Below are 18,496 nucleotides of genomic sequence, written 5' to 3' on the forward strand. Positions count from 1 at the left end.
CAAGTGGAGGACCGAATTTCCATGCGCGGTTCCGCTGCTTCGAAGGGGTCCGTCTGGGCCCGCCTGCCCCACGAGCTCGGCGACGCGGTGCGCCCGCGGATCCCGGAGATCGCGCGGGCCTGCATCGAGGGCATCGCCGCCGAGATTCCGGAATATTCCGCGAGTTACGGCCACGGCCCGGCCCGGACCGCGGCGATCGAGCAGGCGCGGCGCGGGATCGAGCGGGACATCGACCGCGTCGGCACGCCCGCGATGTGGCAGGCCGACCGGCTGGCCGAGTTCCGCGGCCACGGGCGCGAGGCGTTCCACGATGGTCTGAGCCGCGAGGCGGTGCAGGCGGCCGTGCGCGTGTCGAGCCGGGTGACGTGGCGCTGGATCGCCGACATCGCCCGGGATGCCGGCCTGTCCGGCGACGTCCTGTACGGCGCGGCCGAGGGGATGTTCGCCGACGTCGAGACGTCGATGGCGGCGGTCGCCGAGGGCTACAGCGCGGCCGAAGCGGCGATGTCCGGCACCGGCGAGCGCCACCGGCGGCTGCTGCACGCCCTGATCGGCGGCCGCACACCGGCCGAAGTGGACGGTCTGCTCGCGGCGTCCGGGCTGCCGGTGCCGGCACAGGTGGCCGCGGTGGCGTTCCGGGCGCTGCCGGGCGCGCCGGAGTTCCCGCCGGGCCTGCTGCCCGCGCACGTCCCGGCCGACCCCGCCGGCGATCCACCGGCGGCGTTGACCCCGGCCCCGGACACGGACCTCGCGGGGCTGGCGGCGTTGCCGGCCGGCTGGACGGCGGCGGTCGGGCCCCTGGTGCCCCCGGCTTCGGCCCCGGAGTCGTTCAGGATCGCCCGGCGCGCGATCGACCTGGCGGCGCGGGGGCTGCTGGACGCGCCGGGCCCGGTGGTGTGGTGCCGCGACCACCTGACGACGCTGTTGCTGCTCGCGGACGAGTTCCTGGTGGCCCAGCTGGCTTCCACGACGTTGGCGCCGCTGGCCGGGGTGACCGGGAAGCGCCGGGAGCAGCTGGCCGAGACGTTGCTGGCGCTGGTCCAGACCCGGGGGAGCGCACCCGAGCTGGGGCGGTTGCTCGACCTGCACCCGCAGACGATCCGGGCGCGGCTGAAGAAGCTGGGCGAGCTGTTCGGGGCACGGCTGGACGATCCGGGTGAGCGGCTGCGGCTGGAGCTGGCGCTGCTGGCGGAGCGGGCCCTGCCGGACGGGGAGTGAGCCGGGGCCGGACGGCGGCGCGCAGCGGCGCCGACACCGCAGCGGCTCGGGCGGCTGCGCGGGTGGGCCGGGCTTGAGTGGGTGCGCGGCGGCGCCGAAGGGTTGCTCGGCTGCCGGATCAGTCCGGCAGCGAGCCGGCTCCCGTTCGCGCGGCCGGGTTCGAGCGGGCCGCCGGACGCACCGAACGCCGCGTTGGGTGCGTGGGGCGCACGAACGCCGCGTTGGGTGCGTGGGACGCACCGAACGCCACATTGGGGCGCTCGGCCCAAGGCGGAGTCGTCCGGTTGGCGGCGTGGCGATCGGCTCTGCGGAGCAGGCCATCCGCCCCCGACCGAGCGTCGGCTGCGCCTTCAGCGCCGTCCTACGGCACTTCGAGGACCGCCCCGTCGCGCGGTCCGGCAAGCCGCTCTACGGCCACCTCGGCTTCACCACTCCGGGCGACGCCGAGTGGTGGGGCCGACCGCGGGAACACCCACCGCCGGTAGCCGTACCAGCGGAACGCCGTCCCGGACAGCGTGCCCAGCACCATCCCGGCCACGAAGTCCGCGACCTCCTGCGCCAGGTAGCTCACGTGCGGGACCGACAGGTGCAGCGCGTACCGCGAGATCAGCGGGGGCACCAGGTTCACCGCCACCGCACCCGCGTTGACCACGAAGAACAGTGCCGCCTCGCGGGCCCGCCGATGGCCGCCGCGGCCGGCGAACGACCAGCGCCGGGACAGCAGGTACGCGAACGCCGTCGAGGCCACCGTCGCGAAGAAAAGCGCCGTTACCGGTTTCTCACGGAACACGGTGAGCTTCAGGCTGTAGTCGCCCAGTAGGGTGACCCCGTACGCGGCCAGGCCGACGACGGCGAAGCGGAGCAGCTCTCGCGGCTCGGGCATGGTTCCTCCAGGTGACGCCGACAGGGTGGAGGTCTTTCGATGGCACGCACGGGCGGTGAGGGCGAGCTCCCCTCGGTCGCCGAACTGGTGAGCCTCTCGCAGACGAAGCCGCTGATGATCCGCGGTGACCTCGACGCGATGCTCGCCGGCGAACCCGTGCCCGAACCGGAGCCCGAACCCCGGCCCGACCCGCTGGCCATCCTCGACGCCGAGCTCGCGGCGCCGGAGCCCGAGGACGAGCGTCCCCTGGAAGCTCCGCCCGCCGAGCCCCGCCGGACCAAGCCGTACGTCCTCGCCGCGGGTGCGGCCGTCGCGCTCGGGCTGGCCGCCGTCGTGCTGTTCCAGCCGCAGCAGGTCGGGGGGACCGCCACGCCGCCGCCGGGCGTCACCGCCCCCGCCGCGCCGCCGGCCTCGAGCGACGCGGTGGAGACGATGAGCGCCACGGCCGAGCCGGCCCCGCTCACCGCGAAGGTGCACGATTCGCCGGTCCGGACCACGAACGCCCCGGCCGCCGCCGCGGGACGCAAGCCCGCGCGCCCCACGACGTCGCCGCCGCCCCAGGACACCTGGCAGCAGTACGTGAGCTCGGTGATCAGCTCGTGGCAGCAGCAGCACCCGCACGGCAGGCCGAACCGCTGATCAGCAGCTCGACGTCGCCGGCTTCCCGGCGATCCGGTCCTTGACGAACGCCAGGACGTCGGCGTTGCCGGTGTAGACCAGCGTGATGTGGTCGGTGTCGTAGGTCTTCCACGTCTCCTGGACGCCGGCCGCGCAGTACGCCTTGTGCAAGCTGTCGGCCTGCGCGAACTGCACCAGCTGGTCACCGGTCGCGTGGTACTGGAACACCGGCACCTTCGGCGGGCTGCCGCCGAGCTTGTTCTCGTTCAGCCGCGCCACCCACGCGGGCTTGATGTAGCCCGGGCCGGTCGTGTAGTCCGCGATCTTCTGGTTCGCGTACCTCGTGAGCAGCTCGAACGTGCACGCGCTCTGCTTCATCTCGGCCAGCTTCGCGCGGCCGTTGTCGCTGAGGAACGAGTCGAGCTGCAGCTCCGGGTAGGCCTGGTCGAGGCCGAGCAGCGCGTAGGCGAACACGCCGAACCCGAACTTGCCGTCGAGTTGCAGCGTCACCTGGACGAGGTCCGCCGGCACCCCACCCGCCGCGATGCCGACGAGGTTCAGTTCCGGCGCGTAGGTGGGTTGCAGCTCCCCGGCCCACGCCGCGGCGCCGCCGCCCTGGGAGTAGCCGCGGAAGACGACCTTCGCCGTCGCGGACAGCCCGGCGGCGGTGAGCCGCTGGGCCGCGCGGACCCCGTCGAGCACCGCCGGGCCTTCGGACCGGCCCACGACGTACGTCGTCTTCGGCGTGCTCTGGTAGCCCTCGTAGTCCGGGACGGCGACGGCATAACCGGCGTCGAGCAGGTCGTCGAGGCCGGGCTGCTCGTAGAACGCGCCGATGTCGATCATCTTCGACGGCGTGCAGCCGAACGCCGGGCCGTGCGTGCCGGGGTCGAAGGAGACGATCGGCGCGGTCGCGCGGTCGACGTTCTTCGGGACGAGCACGGTCCCGGTGACGGCGTCGGGCTGCCCGAGTGCGTCGGTGGACAGGTACATCACCTGCCACGCGTCGACGGATGCCTTGCGCGGCCCGGCGTTCGACGTCCGCCAGCGGATCACGTCACCCGGCTTGCCCGCGGGCAGGGGCGAAGGCGGTGTGTAGAACGAGTCGTCGAAGGGCCCGGGTTCCGGTGCCGCCGACGCCGCGGGCGCGACCACGGCGGCGAGCACCAGCGCCGCCAGCGCGGCGAGCAGGCGGCGGGCGGTCACGAGCCCGTCCCGTAGACGCGCTTGCAGGTCGCGGACTCGCTGAAGGCCAGGTTCAGCTCGGGGTTCGCCTTGAGGTCCTTGATCGGGCCCTCCGGGTCGGCGAGCTGCCCCATGGTCGCGTCCGCCTCGGAGATGACCTGGCGCAGGCTGCCCTGGTCGGTCACCTTCGCCTGCTCCATCTTGGACTTCGTCTCGGTCAGCTTGGACTTGGTCTCGGCGAGGGTGCCGGTCGCCTTGTCCACAGCGGACTGTCCATCCGGGACGGGCGGGACACCGGCGGTGCGGATGCCGCCCGCCATGTCGTCGAGGGCCGAGCCGAGACGGCCCAGGAAGTCGACCATCGCGTCCCGGGTCTTCACCGGGTCGGCGTCGTCGACCGCCGGTGGCTGCGAGAGCTTCGCCGAGCCCGCGGCCACCCCGGTGCACACCTTGTCGACCCAGGCCAGCGCCGCGGGGTCGGCGTGCCGGCCGGGGTCGGCCGGGGCGCCGGACCCGCAGGCGGAGCACGACAGGAGCGCGGCCGCCGCCATTGCGAGCACCACGCTGTGCATTCTTTTCATGGGTTTCGAAGCTACGCGGCGCGGTTGCGTGCGGGCAAGAAGAGAATAGCCGGTTGGCACGTGCGTCAACATTCCGCGGCGGGGATTTGTCATGCACGTCAGCGGTTCGCCGACCGCGCTGTGCTGGGGAAACCTTCCCTTGCCTGCTAGGAACCCGGCCCGGCTGACGTGCCGGGGTGACAATTTACCGGTACCGCGTGACGTTTTCACCAAAAGCTCTTGATCGGCGCCATCCGCGCTCGTTAGCTTACGGTCCGGTCGCGATTCTCGAATAGCGCGCGCCGTTTCGTATCACTGTTGATACACGGAAGGACCATCGTGAATCACCCAAGAGGCAAGAAGACGGCCGCGGCCGCCGCGGTCGTGGGCGCGGTGGGGCTGGTCGCCACCGCACTGCTCGTCGGGGCGCAGACCAGTGCCGCCGACCCGGTTTCGCTGACGCTGAACTACCACTGCACGTTCCCGCTGGTGGGCTCGCAGTCGCTGAAGGTGGTGATCAACACCGATCTGCCGACCACGGTGAACACCGGGCAGCCGACCGGCGCGTTCGACATCAAGGCCGTGTCCACCATCAACGCGGACACCGTCGCGGGCCTGAGCCTGATCGGCGCCACGACGATCGAGGGCACCGCGACGGCCGCCGCGACCGTCGCCGCGCCGAGCCTCAACCTGCCGGTCAACGTCCCGATCACGCTGGACAAGACGAACATCCCGGCTTCGGGTGAGCTGAACATCAACGCGGCGGGCAAGACCCCGTCGCTGACGTTCACCCAGGCCGGCCAGGCGAAGATCACCGTCGGCGACTTGAACCTCAAGGTCACCCCGCGCAAGGCCGACGGCTCGGTCACCGGCATCACGCCGGACGGCACGATCGACGCGCCCTGCACGCAGGACGCCGGCCAGAACAACACCCTGGCCACGATCACCATCGCCGGCGGTGGCGGGACGACGACCCCGCCCACCACCACCCCGCCGACGACCACGCCCCCGACCACCACGCCGCCGACGACCACCCCGCCCACCACGACCCCGCCGGGCGGGGGCATCAAGTACTCCTTCGGCATCACCGGGTCGACGTCGCTGAAGTCGCTCGGCAGCACCGCGCCGATCACCGGCTCGTTCGACGCCGACGTCAACCTGTCGGCCAAGACGTTCACCGGTGACCTGAAGCTGAACCCGACGCACACCGACTTCAAGCTCTTCGGGTTCCTGCAGGGCAGCTCGGACGTCAAGGTCGTGCAGAACGGCCCGCAGACCGGGGAGCTGGTGGGCACCGGCTTCAAGGCGCACATCAAGTTCGACACGTTCCTCACCACGGTCAACCTGTTCGGCATCCCGATCAGCACCGACCCGAAGTGCGGCACGGTCAGCTCGTCGACCAGCGAAATGACCACCGGTCCCGACTTCGACCTGCTCAAGGGCGGCAAGCTGTCGGGCACCTACTCGCTGTCCGCGCTGCAGAACTGCGGCTCGTTCAACGACATCATCAGCGCGTTCGCGAAGAGCGACGGCAACACGCTGGACCTCGTGCTCGCCAAGAAGTGACCCGAACTGCCGGCCCCCGTCGCGCCGCGGCGGGGGCCGGTGCCACGCCCCGGAAGGAGAGAGCCCGTGCGGAAAGCCCGGTCGTTGCTCGCGGCGGGCCTCGCCTGCCTGGTGCTGCCGCTGCCCGCCCCGCCCGCGGACGCGTCGACGCCGATCGACAGGAAGCTGAGCTTCACCTGCCCGTTTCCCTTGATCGGCAAGCAAAAGCTGGACGTCGAGGTCAAGGCGTCCTTCGAGGTGCCCGCCGCACCCGGCGGCACGTTCACGACGACGGACCTCACGGTCGCGGTGACCGTGCCGGACAAGTCCACCCGCGGCCTGGCCTTGGTCGGCGCGGCGAGCATCGAAGGGACGGCGTCCGCAGGGGTGACGCTGGCCAACGGCTCGCTGACGCTGCCGCTCGCCCTGCCGCTGACCGTGGCCAAGACGGCGGTGCCGCCGTCGGGGGCGTTCACCACCCGGGCCAGCGGGTCGGTCCCGCCGGTGCAGCTGCCGAACGCGGGCCGGACGACGCTGACGATCGGGGACTTCAGCACCCGGTTGACGCCGAAGAAGGCGGACGGCTCGTTCACCGGGCTCGGCTCGTTCACCTCGGACTGCACGCTCGATCCCGGTCAGGACCCGGTTCTGCTGAGCTTCGACCTCGGCGGCACGCAGTCGTCGTACGAGTACGGCGTCACCGGGACGACCACGCTGAAGGCGCTCGGGGCGAGCGCGCCGGTCACCGGTTCGCTGGCCGTCCCGGCGTTCGGTACGGCGTTCGACCGGACGCGGGTGGAGTTCAAGGTCTTCGGGTTCGTGCCCGGGACGGCCGACCTGCGGTTCGCCCCGGACGGCCCGCAGACCGGCGAGCTGACCGGCGGCGGGTTCGTCGCGCACGCGAACCTCGCGCTGGCCCTGCCGCAGGTGACGCTCTTCGGGCTGCCCGTCGCCGACGCGGGCTGCCGGGCGAGCGCGCCGATCCCGGTCGACCTGAAGTCCGGGAATGGCTTCGTGCTCGCGTCGGGCGGGCCGGTGAGCGGGGAGTACCCGATCCCGCCGCTGACCGGCTGCGGCTCGTTCACGGCGTACCTGAGCTCGCTGGTCCAGGGGCCGGGCAACACGTTCGCGCTGACGGTGACCGCGCGCTGAAGAAAGGTCCGCCGTCCTGTCGATTCCGCCTCCTCCCGCGTGACGGAGTAGGAAAGGACCACGACGAGAGGAAACGGACATGGCGCAGTACGCGGTGCTCATCTACGAGCGGGTGGCCCCCGAGGACCTGCCGAAGGAGATCATGGACCGGCACCTGGGACTGCCCGACCGGATCGGCGAGCTGGGCGGCAAGGTGACCGCGGGCCTGGCCCTGCAGCCGAACGAGACGGCCACCGCGATCCGCGGCGACCTGGTGACCGACGGGCCGTTCGTGGAGACCAAGGAGGTGCTGGCCGGCGTGTACGTCCTGGAGGCCCGCGACCTCGACCACGCCCTCGCCTGCGCGAAGCTGACGCCGGTCGTCGAGGGCGGGGTCGAGGTCCGGCCGCTCGTCGGCTTCCAGGTGGTGCCGGACTGACCTCCGTCCCGGACGCCGTCGCCGAAGCGCACCGTCGCGAGTGGGCCTACGTGCTCGCCGCGACGGTGCGGGTCACGCGCGACCTCGACGAGGCCGAAGAGGCCGTCCAGGACGCCTACCTCCAGGCGCTGAAGCGCTGGGCGGCCGACGGCGTCCCGGAGCGGCCCGGCGCGTGGCTGACCACGGTCGCGCGCCGGACCGCGCTCAACGGCGTCCGGCACCGGGAGGTGCTGCGGCGCAAGCTGCCGCTGCTGGTCGAGCCGGCCGTCGCCGAGCCGCCGGAACCGGCCGGGCCGATCCCGGACGACCGGCTCCGGCTCGTCTTCACCTGCTGCCACCCGGCGCTGGCGCAGGAGGCCCAGATCGCGCTGACGCTGCGGCTGGTGTGCGGCGTCGCGACGGCCGACATCGCGCACGCCTTCCTGGTGCCCGAGCCGACGATGGCCGCCCGGATCACCCGCGCCAAGAAGAAGATCGCCGCCGCGCGGATCCCGTACGCGGTGCCCTCGGCCGAGGAGCTGCCGGAGCGCGTGTCCGTCGTGCTGACCGTGCTGCACCTGCTCTACTCGGCCGGGCACACCGCTGCGTCGGGGAACGACCTCGTGCGGGACGAGCTGACCGGCCGCGCGCTGGACCTGGCGCGGATGCTGCGGACCCTGCTGCCCGCCGACACCGAGGTCGCCGGGCTGCTCGCGCTCCTGCTGGTCCACCAGGCCCGCCGGGCCACCCGGACCGACGACGCCGGGCGGCTGCTGCGGCTCGAAGAGCAGGACCGCACGCGCTGGGACACGGCGATGGTCGCCGAGGCCGACCGGCTCGTGGTCGAGGCGCTCACGGGCGGTCCGCCCGGGCGGTTCGGCGTCCAGGCCGCGATCGCCGCCCTGCACGCCCAGGCGCCCGGCTACGCCGAGACGGACTGGCCGCAGATCCTGGCCCTCTACGACGTGCTGCTGCGCCTGTGGCCCTCGCCCGTGGTGGCGCTCAACCGCGCGGTCGCCCTGGCCATGGTCGAAGGCCCGGAAGCCGCCCTCGCCGAAATCGCCCGGCTGGAGGTCGGCGGCCGGCTCGCCGGCTACCGCTACCTGCCCGCCGCCAAAGCCGACCTGCTGCACCGCCTCGGCCGCGACGCCGAGGCGGCCGAGGCCTACCGGGCCGCGCTCGCGTTGAGCGACAACGCCGTCGAGCAGGAGTTCCTCGCCGCGCGGCTCAGCGGCGCCTGAGCAGCAGGACGAACCCGGCGGCCGAAAGGACCAGCGCGGCCAGGAAGAACGCGCCGTGCACGACGGCGCCCGCGGTGACGTCCCCGGCCAGCTGCAGCACCAGGTCCGCGATGCCGACCACGCCGATGACCGCCAGCGCGACCCGGGTTCCGCCGACCCCGCGGTACACGCCCAGGACGAGCAACGCCCACAGCCCGGCGCAGACCACGTACGCGAGCAGCGCGACCGGGAGCGGGACGGCGGCTTCGACGGCCGTCCGGCGGCCGCCGAGCAGTGAGCCGAGGAACCAGCACGCCGTGGCGCCCCACCAGGCGAAGGCGGCGCGCGGCGCCCGGGTCGGGGACATGGCCGCAGCGTAGGTCCGGACCGTCCGGTTCCGGCACGGTCACGACCCGAACCGTTACCCGTCCGGTGACACACCGGGGTGCTATAAAACGCTACCTCTGTGGGACCGCTTCCACGGCCGTAGGCGGCCGCCGCCGGTGCCGCTAGGGTGATCGTCTGGATGTGCTGGCTCACGAGCAGCCGAACGGGAGAAGCCGGTGACCGCCGCGCACGACTCATCGTGGGACTCCGGCATCCGCTTGCGCGTGCTGCTCGTCGAGGACGACGACGGCGACGCGCTGCTGGTCGAGGAGATGCTCGCGGACACGTCCGTGCCGTTCTCGCTCGAACGCGTCGAAACGCTCGCCGCCGCGCTGGCCGGCCCGCTCACCGCCGACTGCGTCGTCCTCGACCTGCAGCTGCCCGACGCCATGGGCCTGAGCGGGCTGACGAAGCTCGGCCAGCACGCGCCCGGCGTCGCGGTCGTCGTGCTGACCGGGCAGCACGACCAGGCCACCGGCGTCGCCGCGGTCGCCGCCGGCGCCCAGGACTACCTCGTCAAGGACCAGGTGGACGGGCCGCTGCTGGTGAAGGCGCTGCGCTTCGCCCGCGAACGCAAGCGCGCCGAGCAGGTCGAGCAGCAGTTCCTGCAGCAGCAGCTGCTCGCCCGGGAGAACGCGCGGCTCGAACGCGGCCTGCTGCCCGTGCCGCTGCTGCGCGACCCGTACCTCGAGCTGGCCTCCCGCTACCGCCCGGGCCGCAACGGTTCCCTGCTGGGCGGCGACTTCTACGACGCGATCGAGCTCGCCGACGGCACCGTGCACATGATGATCGGCGACGTCTGCGGCCACGGCCCGGACGAGGCCGCGCTCGGCGTCGCGCTGCGGATCGCGTGGCGCTCGCTCGTGATGGCCGGCCTGCCGATGGCCGACGTGCTGAGCATGGTCGAGCGGGTGCTGGTGCACGAGCGGATCGAGCCGCTGTTCGCCACGGTCTGCATGGTCGTCGTCGCGCCGGACCGAAGATCCCTGCGCCTGTCGCTGGCCGGGCACCTCCCGCCGCTGCTGCTCACCCCTGGCGACGGGCACCTGCTCTCCGGGAAACACCTCGGCGTCCCGCTCGGCGTCGTCGAAGGCACGAAGTGGGAAGCGCTCGACGTGCCGCTGGAACCGGGCTGGTCGCTGCTGCTCTACACCGACGGCGTGTTCGAGGGCCGCGTCGGCGCCGGGTCGGAACGGCTCGGCCACGAGCGGATGGCCGCCATCGTCCTCGAGATCCAGCACCAGGCCGGGCTGGCCGGCACCGACCTGCTCGACGAGCTGATCGCCCGCGCCGAGCGGCTCAACTCCGGCCCCCTCGACGACGACGTCGCCCTCGCCCTGCTCAGCCACGACCCGGGGGAGCACGCCCGATGAGCGCTGAAGCGCGAGGCTGGTCGATCCGCCGCTGGCTGACCCTGTTCGCCGTCGCCGAAGCCGTGCTGCTGCTCGCCGCCCTGGTCGGCGGCGCGGTCGCGCTGGCCAGCCTGACCGCGGCCCGCAACAGCCTCCTCGACGTCATCGGGCCGCAGCGGCTGGCCGCCTACCAGCTGTCCACCTCGCTGCTGAACCAGGAGACCGGCGTCCGCGGCTACCAGCTCGGCCGGCAGCCGGAGTTCCTCACCCCGTACACCGACGGCGTCCGGTCGCAGGCCGACGCGGTCGCGCAGCTGCGGCAGCTCGGCGCGGTGCCCGGCACGCAGATCGGCGACGACCTCGAGACCGTCCTGCGGGCGGCCACCACCTGGCAGGCCGCGGCCGCGCCCACCATCGCGCCCGGGGCGGCCCCGGTGAGCCCGGCGCAGGTCCAGCGCGGCCGGACGCTGTTCGACACGGTCCGCCGGGCCCTGGACGCCCAGCTCACCCACCTCGGCGCGGTCCGCGACGCCGGCCGCGCGGACCTGGACGCCGCGGCGGCGTTCCTGACCTCCATGCTCATCGCGGTCGCCGTGCTGGTCGTGCTGCTGTTCGTGGTGCTGTTCCTCGGCCTGCGGCAGGTCATCACCCGGCCGATCGTGCGGCTGGCGGACGAGGTCCGCCACGTCGCCGACCAGGACGTCCGACGGCCGGTGAACGGGAGCGGGCCACGCGAGATCGCCCAGCTCGGCGCCGACGTCGAGGCCATGCGGCTGCGCATCCTCGACGAGGTCGCCGAGCTCGAGCGGGCGCACGCGATGCTGGACCGGCGCACGCGCGAGCTGGAACGGTCGAACGCCGACCTGGAGCAGTTCGCCTACGTCGCTTCACACGACCTGCAGGAGCCGCTGCGGAAGGTGGCGAGCTTCTGCCAGCTACTGCAGAAGCGCTACCAGGGCCTGCTCGACGAGCGCGGCGAGCAGTACATCGAGTACGCCGTCGACGGCGCGAAGCGCATGCAGGGCCTGATCAACGACCTCCTGGCGTTCTCGCGGGTCGGGCGCAAGCCGGGCGAGCACGTCGTGGTCGAGGCGAGCCGGCTGGTCGACGACGCGCTGGCGAACCTGGAGGTCGCGCTCTCGCTGAGCGGCGGCAAGGTCGACCGCGGTGAGCTGCCGGAGGTGCGCGTCGAGCCGGCGCTGATGACGGCGGTGTTCCAGAACCTGATCGGCAACGCCCTGAAGTTCAAGGGCGAGGCGCCGCCGGAGGTGCGCGTCACCGCGGACGGCGACGGCGACGGCTGGGTTTTCACCGTGTCGGACAACGGGATCGGCATCGACGCGGAGTACGCCGAACGGGTCTTCGCGCTGTTCCAGCGCCTGCACACCCGCAGCGCGTACCCGGGCACCGGGATCGGGCTCGCCCTGTGCCGCCGGATCGTCGAGTACCACGGCGGCCGGATCTGGCTCGACACCGAGGCCGAGGGCACCACGTTCCGCTTCACCCTGCCCGCCACCGAGGACAATGGGGACGCATGACGCAGGCGCACGCACCGATCGACATCCTGCTCGTCGAGGACGACCCCGGCGACGTGCTGATGACGCGCGAGGCCTTCGAGCACCACAAGATCCGCAACGCCCTGCACGTCGCGAGCGACGGCGTCGAGGCGCTCGAGTTCCTGAACCACCAGGGACGCTTCGCGGCGGCGCCGCGGCCGGGGCTGATCCTGCTCGACCTCAACCTGCCCCGCAAGGACGGCCGGGAGCTGCTCGGCGAGATCAAGCAGGACCCGGAGCTGCGCACCATCCCGGTGGTCGTGCTGACGACGTCCGAAGCGGACGAGGACATCGTGCGCAGCTACGACCTGCACGCCAACGCCTACGTCACCAAGCCGGTCGACTTCGAGAAGTTCGTCGAAGTGGTCCGGAAGATCGACGACTTCTGGGTCACGGTCGTCAAGCTGCCGCACCGGTGAGGAGCGTCGATGGCGGGGCGCCGGGGATTGGGGCACCATAGAGCGCCGTGACCTCTTCATCCCGGGATCTTCCCGCCGTCGAGCTGGCGGTCACGCTCGACTGGCGGGGCACGGCCGCGGTGCTGCGCGTGGCGGGGGAGATCGACCTGCTGAGCGCGCCGGAGTTCGAGGAAGTCGTCGACGTCGTGCTGGCCGACGAGCCGCGGACGCTGGTGGTCGACCTGCGCGCGGTGACGTTCTTCTGCTCGGCGGGCCTGCAGGTGCTCGCGGCGGCGCACCGCCGGCTCCCCGAGCACGCGCTGCGGGTGGTGAGCGACTCGCCGGTGACGTCGGGGCCGCTGAGGACCACCGGCCTCGACACGTGGATCGGTATCCACGCGACGGTCGACGAAGCGCTGGCCAAGTGACGGCCCCCGGCTGGGGAGAAAGGCGACCCCCGATGGACGAACCCCCGGGACCGTTCCGCTGCCACGGCGTGGAGGCGGTGCCCCAGGCCCTGCGGCGGCTCCGGCACGACCTGATGGCCTGGGTCCTCTCGGCGGGCGTCGAGGAGGGCCGGGCGCAGGACATCGTGCTGGCCAGCTACGAGGCGCTGGCCAACGTCGCCGACCACGCGTACGACGGCGCGGGTTCCGGAGTGGTCGACCTCGAGGCGACGGCGCACCCGGACCGGATCGAGGTGGTCGTCAGCGACCACGGGAAGTGGCGGACCCCGGTGGTGGACCCGCGCCCGGTTTCCGTGCGGGGGCGGGGATTGACGCTGCTGCGAGCCAGTGCCGACCGGGCGGACATCTCGTCCGGCGAAGCGGGGACCGTGGTGACGCTGGTGTGGGACCTGGCGCCGGTCCGGCCGTGAGCGGCGGCGCCGAAATCCGGTTGGGCCGCCCGGTGCCCGGCTGGTAGCGTGCCGTCGACCGTGACCCACCCGAGGAGGTGAGACCCGTGAACGCTGTGCGCACGTGGGTGCTCCCCCTCGCCGTCATGGTCGGGCGATAGGCCTCCGGGAGCGCCTCGAATCAGGCACGCCCGAAAGGCACTCCCATGAATTCTCTGTGTTTCACGTCCGAAACGGCGTCGGACGGGGTCGTCGAGCGCGACTTCACCGTCGGCGACGTCCCCGGCGTCCTCTGGTCACCCGCGTCCGGCCCGGCGTCCGCGCCCCTGGTCCTGATGGGGCACGGAGGCGGCCTGCACAAGAAGACGCCGGCCCTCGCTGCCCGGGCCCGTGACGCCGTGACCCGGCAGGGCTTCTCCGTCGTGGCCATCGACGCTCCCGGACACGGCGACCGCCCACGCGCGGCCGAAGACGAGCAGGTCCGCGCTTCGTTCCGGGAAGCGCACGCGACGGGCGACCGGGAACGCTTCCGGTCGGTCAGCATCGGCTACGCCCTCTCCCTGGCGGAGCGGGCCGTCCCCGAATGGCGCGCCACGCTGGATGCACTCCAGGAGCTGCCCGAAATCGGCCGCGATGCGCGGATCGGCTACGGCGGCGGCATCTCGCTGGGCACCGCGATCGGGATCCCGCTGACGGCGGCCGAACCGCGGATCTCCGCGGCGATCTTCGGCGGCGGGTTCTTCGTCCACGACGAACTGCTCGACGCGGCGCGGCGGATCACCGTGCCGGTCCAGTTCCTGCTCCCGTGGGACGACGAGCACGTCGACCGGCAATCGTGCTTCGCGCTCTTCGACGCCTTCGCGACCACCGAAAAGACGTTGCACGCCAACCCGGGTGACCACCGCACCATCCGCTGGATCGGCGTCGACGAGGGCTTCCTCGCCCGTCACCTGACCTGACGGGGTCGTGAGTGTTTAGGCGGGTTAGAACCCGCCTAAACACTCACGACCGGCCGCGGCAGACGGGGGACTAGCTGTGCGCGACCGCCCCGGTCTTCGGGTCGAGCGTGACCTTCTTCGCCCGTGGCCACCAGAAGTCGAACATCCCGTTCAGCGACCCCGCGCGGGAGTCGAACGACGAGTCGCCGATCCGGCCGGCGAACCAGTTGTCCTCGATGAACTTCAGCACCGAGGTCTGGTCCGTCAGCGAGTGGTCGACGTGGTTCACCTTGCTGTACGGCGAAATCACCAGCAGCGGCAGCCGCGGGCCGTAGCCGCAGCGGTCGGCGTAGGTGCCCATCTTCGTCGGCTGGGCCGTGCACACCGCCTGGTCCTGCGCGGCGTCGTGCGAGCCGTTGACGATCGGCGACCTGGCGTGGTCGTACCAGCCGTCCGAGTCGTCGTACGCCAGGACGATCGCCGTCGACTTCCACTCCGGCGACTGCTGGATCTTGTTGATCTCGCTGACGACGAACTGCTGCTCGTCCAGCGGGTCCGAGTAACCCGCGTGGCCGTCCTGGTACTCCGGGGCCTTCAGGAAGCTCACCGCGGGCATCGAGCCGGCGCGCAGCGCGTCGTCGAAGTCCGAGGTGTCGTACTGGTGGTTGGCGCGGTCGGTCTGGCCGATCGCCTGCACCGACGTCGGCGGGAGGTGCTTCGGGTTCGCCGTCGACGGGTAGTACTGGAACGGCTCGTGGTGCGGGCTGTAGTCGACGACCGCGTTGCCGCCCACGTTCGTGTGCTTCTGGCCGCAGACCGCGTAGCCGTTCGCTTCGCCGGTGGGACGGAAGCCGCCCTGGAACCAGCCCCACGTCACGTGACGCTGGTTGAGCAGGTCACCGACGTTGCGGCCGTTCATGGTGGCCAGGTTGTCCTTGCTCGTGTGGTTCTTGTCCGAGCAGTCGTCCCAGGCCGGGTCCGGGTCGTTGATCACCGTGCCGACGCCGTTCGCGTCCGGCGACGACACGACGTAGGAGTCGCTGACCGGCTCGTGCGTCACCGGGTCGACCGCCTGGCCGCCGTGCGTCTGGCCCGAGATCAGGTTCAGCGCGCCCGGCGTCGACGGGCCGAACGTCGTGTTGAACGAGTTGTCGCTCATCGCGTAGTGCTGGGCGTAGTTCCACATGCCCGTGACGGTGTTGCCGTCGTAGTAGTCCATCACCAGGCCGGGCTCGCCGAACAGCACCGGCTGGCCGGTGCACTTGTCCGTCTCGGTCTTCTCGACGAACTTGTCCATCTTGCCGCCGTTGAAGGCGGCCTGCTCCGCGCCGTAGTTGTGGTTCTGGTCGCAGGTCATCGCCTGCTCGTGCGTGAGCCGCTTCGGGTCGTACGCGTTGGGGTTGTCGGTCAGCAGCTTGTGGTCGAGGCCGTTGATCTTCGGGGTGTTGCGTGCGGCCTGGAACGGGGTGCCGTCCGTGTTCGCCGCGTTCGGGTAGGTCCCGAAGTAGTGGTCGAAGGAGATGTTCTCGCCGAAGATGACCACGACGTGCTTGATCGGCGTCGAGGTCGGGATCCAGTGGGCGGGGAAGACGTTCAGCGGCTGGGCGTCCGCGGTGGTCGCCGCGGAACCGGTGACGACGGCCAGCACGGCCACCGAGGCGAGCGCCCCGGCGCCGAGCAGGCCGCGCCGTCGCCGGCGAGGTCGGGTGTCCACTGTGGATTCCTTTCGTGGTGGGGTGGTGTGCGGTCAGGTGAGCAGGGAGCGCCCGAAGTGGTCGTCCGGGCCGGTGACGCCCGGCAGCGCGAAGAAGTAGCCGCCGCCGAACGGGGAGATGTAGTCGGTCAGGGGTTCGCCGGCCAGCCGCGTCTGGATCGCCTCGAACTGGCGCTCCAGGTCCTGCTGGTAGCAGACGAAGACGAGGCCCATGTCGAGGTTGCCGTTGCTGTCGATGCCGCGGTCGTAGTTCACCGCGCGGCGCAGGATGCGGCCGGCGTCGGTTTCCGGCGTGCGGGGGTTGGCCTTGCGGATGTGGCTGGTCAGCGGGATCACGGTGCCGATCGGGTCGTCGGCGTAGCGGGGGACGTCGGTCTCCTCGGTGCCGTCGAGCGGGGCGCCGGTGTCGCGGCGGCGGCCGAACATGTTCTCCTGCTCCGCCAGCGAAACCCGGTCCCAGAACTCGACCAGCATCCGGATCAGCCGGATCACCTGGTAGCTGCCGCCCGCGGCCCAGGCGGGTTCGCCCGTTCCGGACGTCCACACGAGACGGTCGAAGTCGGCTTCTTCCGGGTTGGAGGTGCCGTCCTTGAAGCCCATCAGGTTCCGCGGTGTCCCGGCCGGGCGCGGCGGGGAGCTGAAGCCGTTGAGCTTCCACCGCAGCTGCATGCCGCCGCGGGTCGCGCGGGCGATGTCGCGCAGCGCGTGCAGCACGGTGTCGGTGGAGTTCGCGGACAGCGTGAGGCTCAGGTCGCCGTGGCACTGGGCGGGGTCGAGGGCGTCGTCCGGGAACGTCGTCATCGGCTTCAGCTTGGCGGGCTTGAGCTTCGCCAGGCCGTACCGGTCGTCGAACAGCGACGCGCCGACGCCGAGGACCACGCCCAGGTCGCCACCCGGGACGACGGGACCGAGCACCCCGGAGTCGGCGGGCGGCGCGGTGATGCCGAGGGCGGCGGGCGCACCACCGCCGGTGAGGAACCGCGCCCGGTCGGTGACGGCGCGGAAGAGGTCGGTGAGCTCGGCTTTCGACTCGGCGACGACGTCGAACGACGCGACGATGGTCTGGGTGGGCGGCTTCCGCAGGATGGCGGCCTGGTTCTTGCCGTGGAAGGCGACGGGCGCCGTGCTGTCGGTGACGGCGGCGGAAGCACCGAGCCCGGCTCCGGCGGCCACGGTCAGGCCGGCCCCCATCGCGGCGCGGCGCAGGAAGGAGCGGCGCGGCAGATCACTCACGAAACCCTCCTCGGCTCGGCGATCGCCGCGATCGGGGCCAGTAGTTCCGTCAGCTCGCTCACGTCCGCGTTCAGCTTCTGTCGCTCCTTCTGCGGCAACTGTGTCAGCGGCGTCCAGCTCCCGTCCGGCCGGTGCGCGAAGTCCAAAAGGGACTGTGTGCGCGTCAACCAGCTGTCCACCTCGGACAGATCCGGGTACCGGGGCGCGAGCAGCGGGCGGAGCACGTCGAGCACCGCGCGGGTGCCGTCGAGGTTGGCGCGGGCCGTGGCCAGGTTGGTGCCGCTGCCGTAGTCCGTGCGGCCCGTCAGTTCGAACTGCAGCGTGTTCTCCATGATCTCGTGCGCGCGCAGGCCGAGGTCGTTGCCGTCGATCTGGCTGTTGCCGAAGGACGCCTGCAGCGCGTGGGCGTCCGTGTCCAGCCGGTCGGCCACCGAGCCCAGCGCGGCCAGATCCTCGCCGTGCCAAAGCCCCTGCTCGAGGCGGTGGAACCCGGTGAAACCCGGGTCCGACGTGCCGTTCGGGAGGCCGTCGGCGGTGCCGTTGAGCGCGCCGTCGGAGTCGCCGAACGCGTCGTACGCCGCGCCGAGACGCTCGTACGTCAAGTGGGCCGTCAGCCACGCCGCCTCGCTCGCCGCGCGGTCGCCGCCGTGGACGGCGTTCTTCAGCGCGCCCGTGTTCGCGACCAGCTCGCCGAGGCCCGTCGTGACGTGCTGCTGGTAGGCCTTGAGCGGCCCGAGCAGGTCGTTGTGCGTCACCGGCGCGACGCCCGGGCCGGTCCGCTCGGCACCGCCGCTGACCTGCACCGCCGGCCCGACGATCGCGCCCGCGTCCTCGGGCAGGCAGCGGAACGCGTAGCTGCCGTTGCCGAGGTTGACCTGCAGCGGCCGGGTGGTCGCCGCGCCGAGGCCCTCGACCTCGCCGTAGATCACGCCGGTCGCCGGGTCGATCAGGTCGACCTCGGCGGTCACCGAGCCGGTGTTGTGCAGGCGGAACGTCTGCGGCCCGGGCTTCGGGTCCGACCAGCCGGTGCCGCACGCCGAACGCGACACCGCGATCTCCGGGTCGCCGGCGGACGCGCTGTCCGGCCAGAACGCCACGACGGCTCCCGCCGCGGCGGCCACGACCACGGCCGCCACGATCCAGCGGGTACGCACTGACCCCGGCACGCACACTCTCCCGTCACTCGATCGGACCATCACCGATCACGGATTATGCGAGCCTATCGTCCGAAAAACCGCATCGGATGCCGTCGAGAGGAGGGAATTCACCGGGACTTCAGCCCCG

At 72.1% G+C, this 18,496-nt stretch carries 19 protein-coding genes; 12 read left to right on the top strand and 7 right to left on the bottom strand.

The window, feature by feature from the left end:
- Window positions 1–21: 21 nt before the first annotated feature.
- Window positions 22–1,218, top strand: coding sequence for a helix-turn-helix domain-containing protein (locus QRX60_RS21575; RefSeq protein ID WP_286002566.1), 1,197 nt, complete (start codon window positions 22–24; stop codon window positions 1,216–1,218).
- 361 nt (window positions 1,219–1,579) lie between these two features.
- Here QRX60_RS21575 and QRX60_RS21580 read toward each other — a convergent pair whose 3' ends face one another.
- The gene (locus QRX60_RS21580) at window positions 1,580–2,101 is read right to left on the bottom strand and encodes a GtrA family protein (RefSeq protein WP_286002567.1); all 522 of its coding nucleotides are present in this window, start codon (window positions 2,099–2,101) and stop codon (window positions 1,580–1,582) included.
- A 39-nt stretch (window positions 2,102–2,140) separates the two neighbouring features.
- On the opposite strand from QRX60_RS21580, the gene QRX60_RS21585 reads away from it, so the two are divergent.
- Window positions 2,141–2,740, top strand: a complete 600-nt coding sequence (locus QRX60_RS21585; protein ID WP_286002568.1) for a hypothetical protein — start codon at window positions 2,141–2,143, stop codon at window positions 2,738–2,740.
- Here QRX60_RS21585 and QRX60_RS21590 read toward each other — a convergent pair whose 3' ends face one another.
- Window positions 2,741–3,925, bottom strand: coding sequence for a lipase family protein (locus QRX60_RS21590; protein WP_286002569.1), 1,185 nt, complete (start codon window positions 3,923–3,925; stop codon window positions 2,741–2,743).
- Window positions 3,922–4,485: a hypothetical protein gene (locus QRX60_RS21595; RefSeq protein WP_286002570.1), complete on the bottom strand. Its 564-nt coding sequence runs from the start codon at window positions 4,483–4,485 to the stop codon at window positions 3,922–3,924. Before QRX60_RS21595 ends, QRX60_RS21590 begins: the two co-directional genes overlap by 4 nt.
- A gap of 318 nt (window positions 4,486–4,803) precedes the next feature.
- Here QRX60_RS21595 and QRX60_RS21600 point away from each other — a divergent pair, with 318 nt between their 5' ends.
- The 4 genes from QRX60_RS21600 to QRX60_RS21615 all read left to right on the top strand — a co-directional run bounded on the left by QRX60_RS21600 (window position 4,804) and on the right by QRX60_RS21615 (window position 8,799).
- Entirely contained in the window at window positions 4,804–6,030 is a 1,227-nt protein-coding gene (locus QRX60_RS21600; RefSeq protein WP_286002571.1) for a DUF6801 domain-containing protein, read from the top strand.
- Window positions 6,031–6,096: 66 nt separating this feature from the next.
- Window positions 6,097–7,161: a DUF6801 domain-containing protein gene (locus QRX60_RS21605; RefSeq protein WP_286002572.1), complete on the top strand. Its 1,065-nt coding sequence runs from the start codon at window positions 6,097–6,099 to the stop codon at window positions 7,159–7,161.
- Window positions 7,162–7,240: 79 nt separating this feature from the next.
- On the top strand, window positions 7,241–7,579 hold the full coding sequence (locus tag QRX60_RS21610) for a YciI family protein (RefSeq protein ID WP_286002573.1): 339 nt from the start codon (window positions 7,241–7,243) through the stop codon (window positions 7,577–7,579).
- A gap of 50 nt (window positions 7,580–7,629) precedes the next feature.
- Window positions 7,630–8,799 (top strand): RNA polymerase sigma factor, encoded by a 1,170-nt coding sequence (locus QRX60_RS21615; protein WP_286002574.1) that lies wholly within the window; start codon window positions 7,630–7,632, stop codon window positions 8,797–8,799.
- On the opposite strand, the gene QRX60_RS21620 is transcribed toward QRX60_RS21615, so the two are convergent.
- On the bottom strand, window positions 8,786–9,145 hold the full coding sequence (locus tag QRX60_RS21620; RefSeq protein WP_286002575.1) for a hypothetical protein: 360 nt from the start codon (window positions 9,143–9,145) through the stop codon (window positions 8,786–8,788). The genes QRX60_RS21615 and QRX60_RS21620 overlap by 14 nt on opposite strands.
- A 196-nt stretch (window positions 9,146–9,341) precedes the next feature.
- On the opposite strand from QRX60_RS21620, the gene QRX60_RS21625 reads away from it, so the two are divergent.
- The 6 genes from QRX60_RS21625 (at window position 9,342) to QRX60_RS21650 (ending at window position 14,286) form a co-directional block, all read left to right on the top strand.
- Window positions 9,342–10,538, top strand: a complete 1,197-nt coding sequence (locus tag QRX60_RS21625) for a PP2C family protein-serine/threonine phosphatase (protein WP_286002576.1) — start codon at window positions 9,342–9,344, stop codon at window positions 10,536–10,538.
- Window positions 10,535–12,055, top strand: a complete 1,521-nt coding sequence (locus QRX60_RS21630; protein ID WP_286002577.1) for a sensor histidine kinase — start codon at window positions 10,535–10,537, stop codon at window positions 12,053–12,055. Before QRX60_RS21625 ends, QRX60_RS21630 begins: the two co-directional genes overlap by 4 nt.
- Complete coding sequence (locus QRX60_RS21635; RefSeq protein ID WP_286002578.1) at window positions 12,052–12,492, top strand: response regulator; 441 nt, start codon at window positions 12,052–12,054, stop codon at window positions 12,490–12,492. Before QRX60_RS21630 ends, QRX60_RS21635 begins: the two co-directional genes overlap by 4 nt.
- A gap of 47 nt (window positions 12,493–12,539) precedes the next feature.
- The gene (locus tag QRX60_RS21640; RefSeq protein ID WP_286002579.1) at window positions 12,540–12,899 is read left to right on the top strand and encodes an STAS domain-containing protein; all 360 of its coding nucleotides are present in this window, start codon (window positions 12,540–12,542) and stop codon (window positions 12,897–12,899) included.
- 32 nt (window positions 12,900–12,931) lie between these two features.
- Entirely contained in the window at window positions 12,932–13,348 is a 417-nt protein-coding gene (locus QRX60_RS21645) for an ATP-binding protein (protein ID WP_286002580.1), read from the top strand.
- Between the two features lie 185 nt (window positions 13,349–13,533).
- Window positions 13,534–14,286, top strand: a complete 753-nt coding sequence (locus tag QRX60_RS21650; protein WP_286002581.1) for a dienelactone hydrolase family protein — start codon at window positions 13,534–13,536, stop codon at window positions 14,284–14,286.
- Between the two features lie 70 nt (window positions 14,287–14,356).
- On the opposite strand, the gene QRX60_RS21655 is transcribed toward QRX60_RS21650, so the two are convergent.
- From QRX60_RS21655 to QRX60_RS21665, 3 genes are read right to left on the bottom strand one after another with little or no spacing between them, the layout of a single operon-like run.
- Window positions 14,357–15,979: a phospholipase C gene (locus tag QRX60_RS21655; protein ID WP_286002582.1), complete on the bottom strand. Its 1,623-nt coding sequence runs from the start codon at window positions 15,977–15,979 to the stop codon at window positions 14,357–14,359.
- A gap of 33 nt (window positions 15,980–16,012) precedes the next feature.
- Window positions 16,013–17,212 carry a Dyp-type peroxidase gene (locus QRX60_RS21660; RefSeq protein ID WP_286002583.1) on the bottom strand — a complete coding sequence of 400 codons (1,200 nt, stop codon included), beginning with the start codon at window positions 17,210–17,212 and terminating at the stop codon, window positions 16,013–16,015.
- Window positions 17,209–18,366 (bottom strand): EfeM/EfeO family lipoprotein, encoded by a 1,158-nt coding sequence (locus QRX60_RS21665; RefSeq protein WP_332845865.1) that lies wholly within the window; start codon window positions 18,364–18,366, stop codon window positions 17,209–17,211. Before QRX60_RS21665 ends, QRX60_RS21660 begins: the two co-directional genes overlap by 4 nt.
- Window positions 18,367–18,496: the final 130 nt, after the last annotated feature.

This window comes from Amycolatopsis mongoliensis (genome assembly GCF_030285665.1).
GTDB lineage: Bacteria > Actinomycetota > Actinomycetes > Mycobacteriales > Pseudonocardiaceae > Amycolatopsis > Amycolatopsis mongoliensis.

Coding starts and splice junctions, on each gene's coding strand:
- QRX60_RS21650 (WP_286002581.1), top strand. CDS start 13,534: ATGAATTCTCTGTGTTTCACGTCCGAAACGGCGTCGGACGGGGTCGTC.
- QRX60_RS21620 (WP_286002575.1), bottom strand. CDS start 9,145: ATGTCCCCGACCCGGGCGCCGCGCGCCGCCTTCGCCTGGTGGGGCGCC.
- QRX60_RS21645 (WP_286002580.1), top strand. CDS start 12,932: ATGGACGAACCCCCGGGACCGTTCCGCTGCCACGGCGTGGAGGCGGTG.
- QRX60_RS21635 (WP_286002578.1), top strand. CDS start 12,052: ATGACGCAGGCGCACGCACCGATCGACATCCTGCTCGTCGAGGACGAC.
- QRX60_RS21595 (WP_286002570.1), bottom strand. CDS start 4,485: ATGAAAAGAATGCACAGCGTGGTGCTCGCAATGGCGGCGGCCGCGCTC.
- QRX60_RS21575 (WP_286002566.1), top strand. CDS start 22: ATGCGCGGTTCCGCTGCTTCGAAGGGGTCCGTCTGGGCCCGCCTGCCC.
- QRX60_RS21630 (WP_286002577.1), top strand. CDS start 10,535: ATGAGCGCTGAAGCGCGAGGCTGGTCGATCCGCCGCTGGCTGACCCTG.
- QRX60_RS21585 (WP_286002568.1), top strand. CDS start 2,141: ATGGCACGCACGGGCGGTGAGGGCGAGCTCCCCTCGGTCGCCGAACTG.
- QRX60_RS21580 (WP_286002567.1), bottom strand. CDS start 2,101: ATGCCCGAGCCGCGAGAGCTGCTCCGCTTCGCCGTCGTCGGCCTGGCC.
- QRX60_RS21610 (WP_286002573.1), top strand. CDS start 7,241: ATGGCGCAGTACGCGGTGCTCATCTACGAGCGGGTGGCCCCCGAGGAC.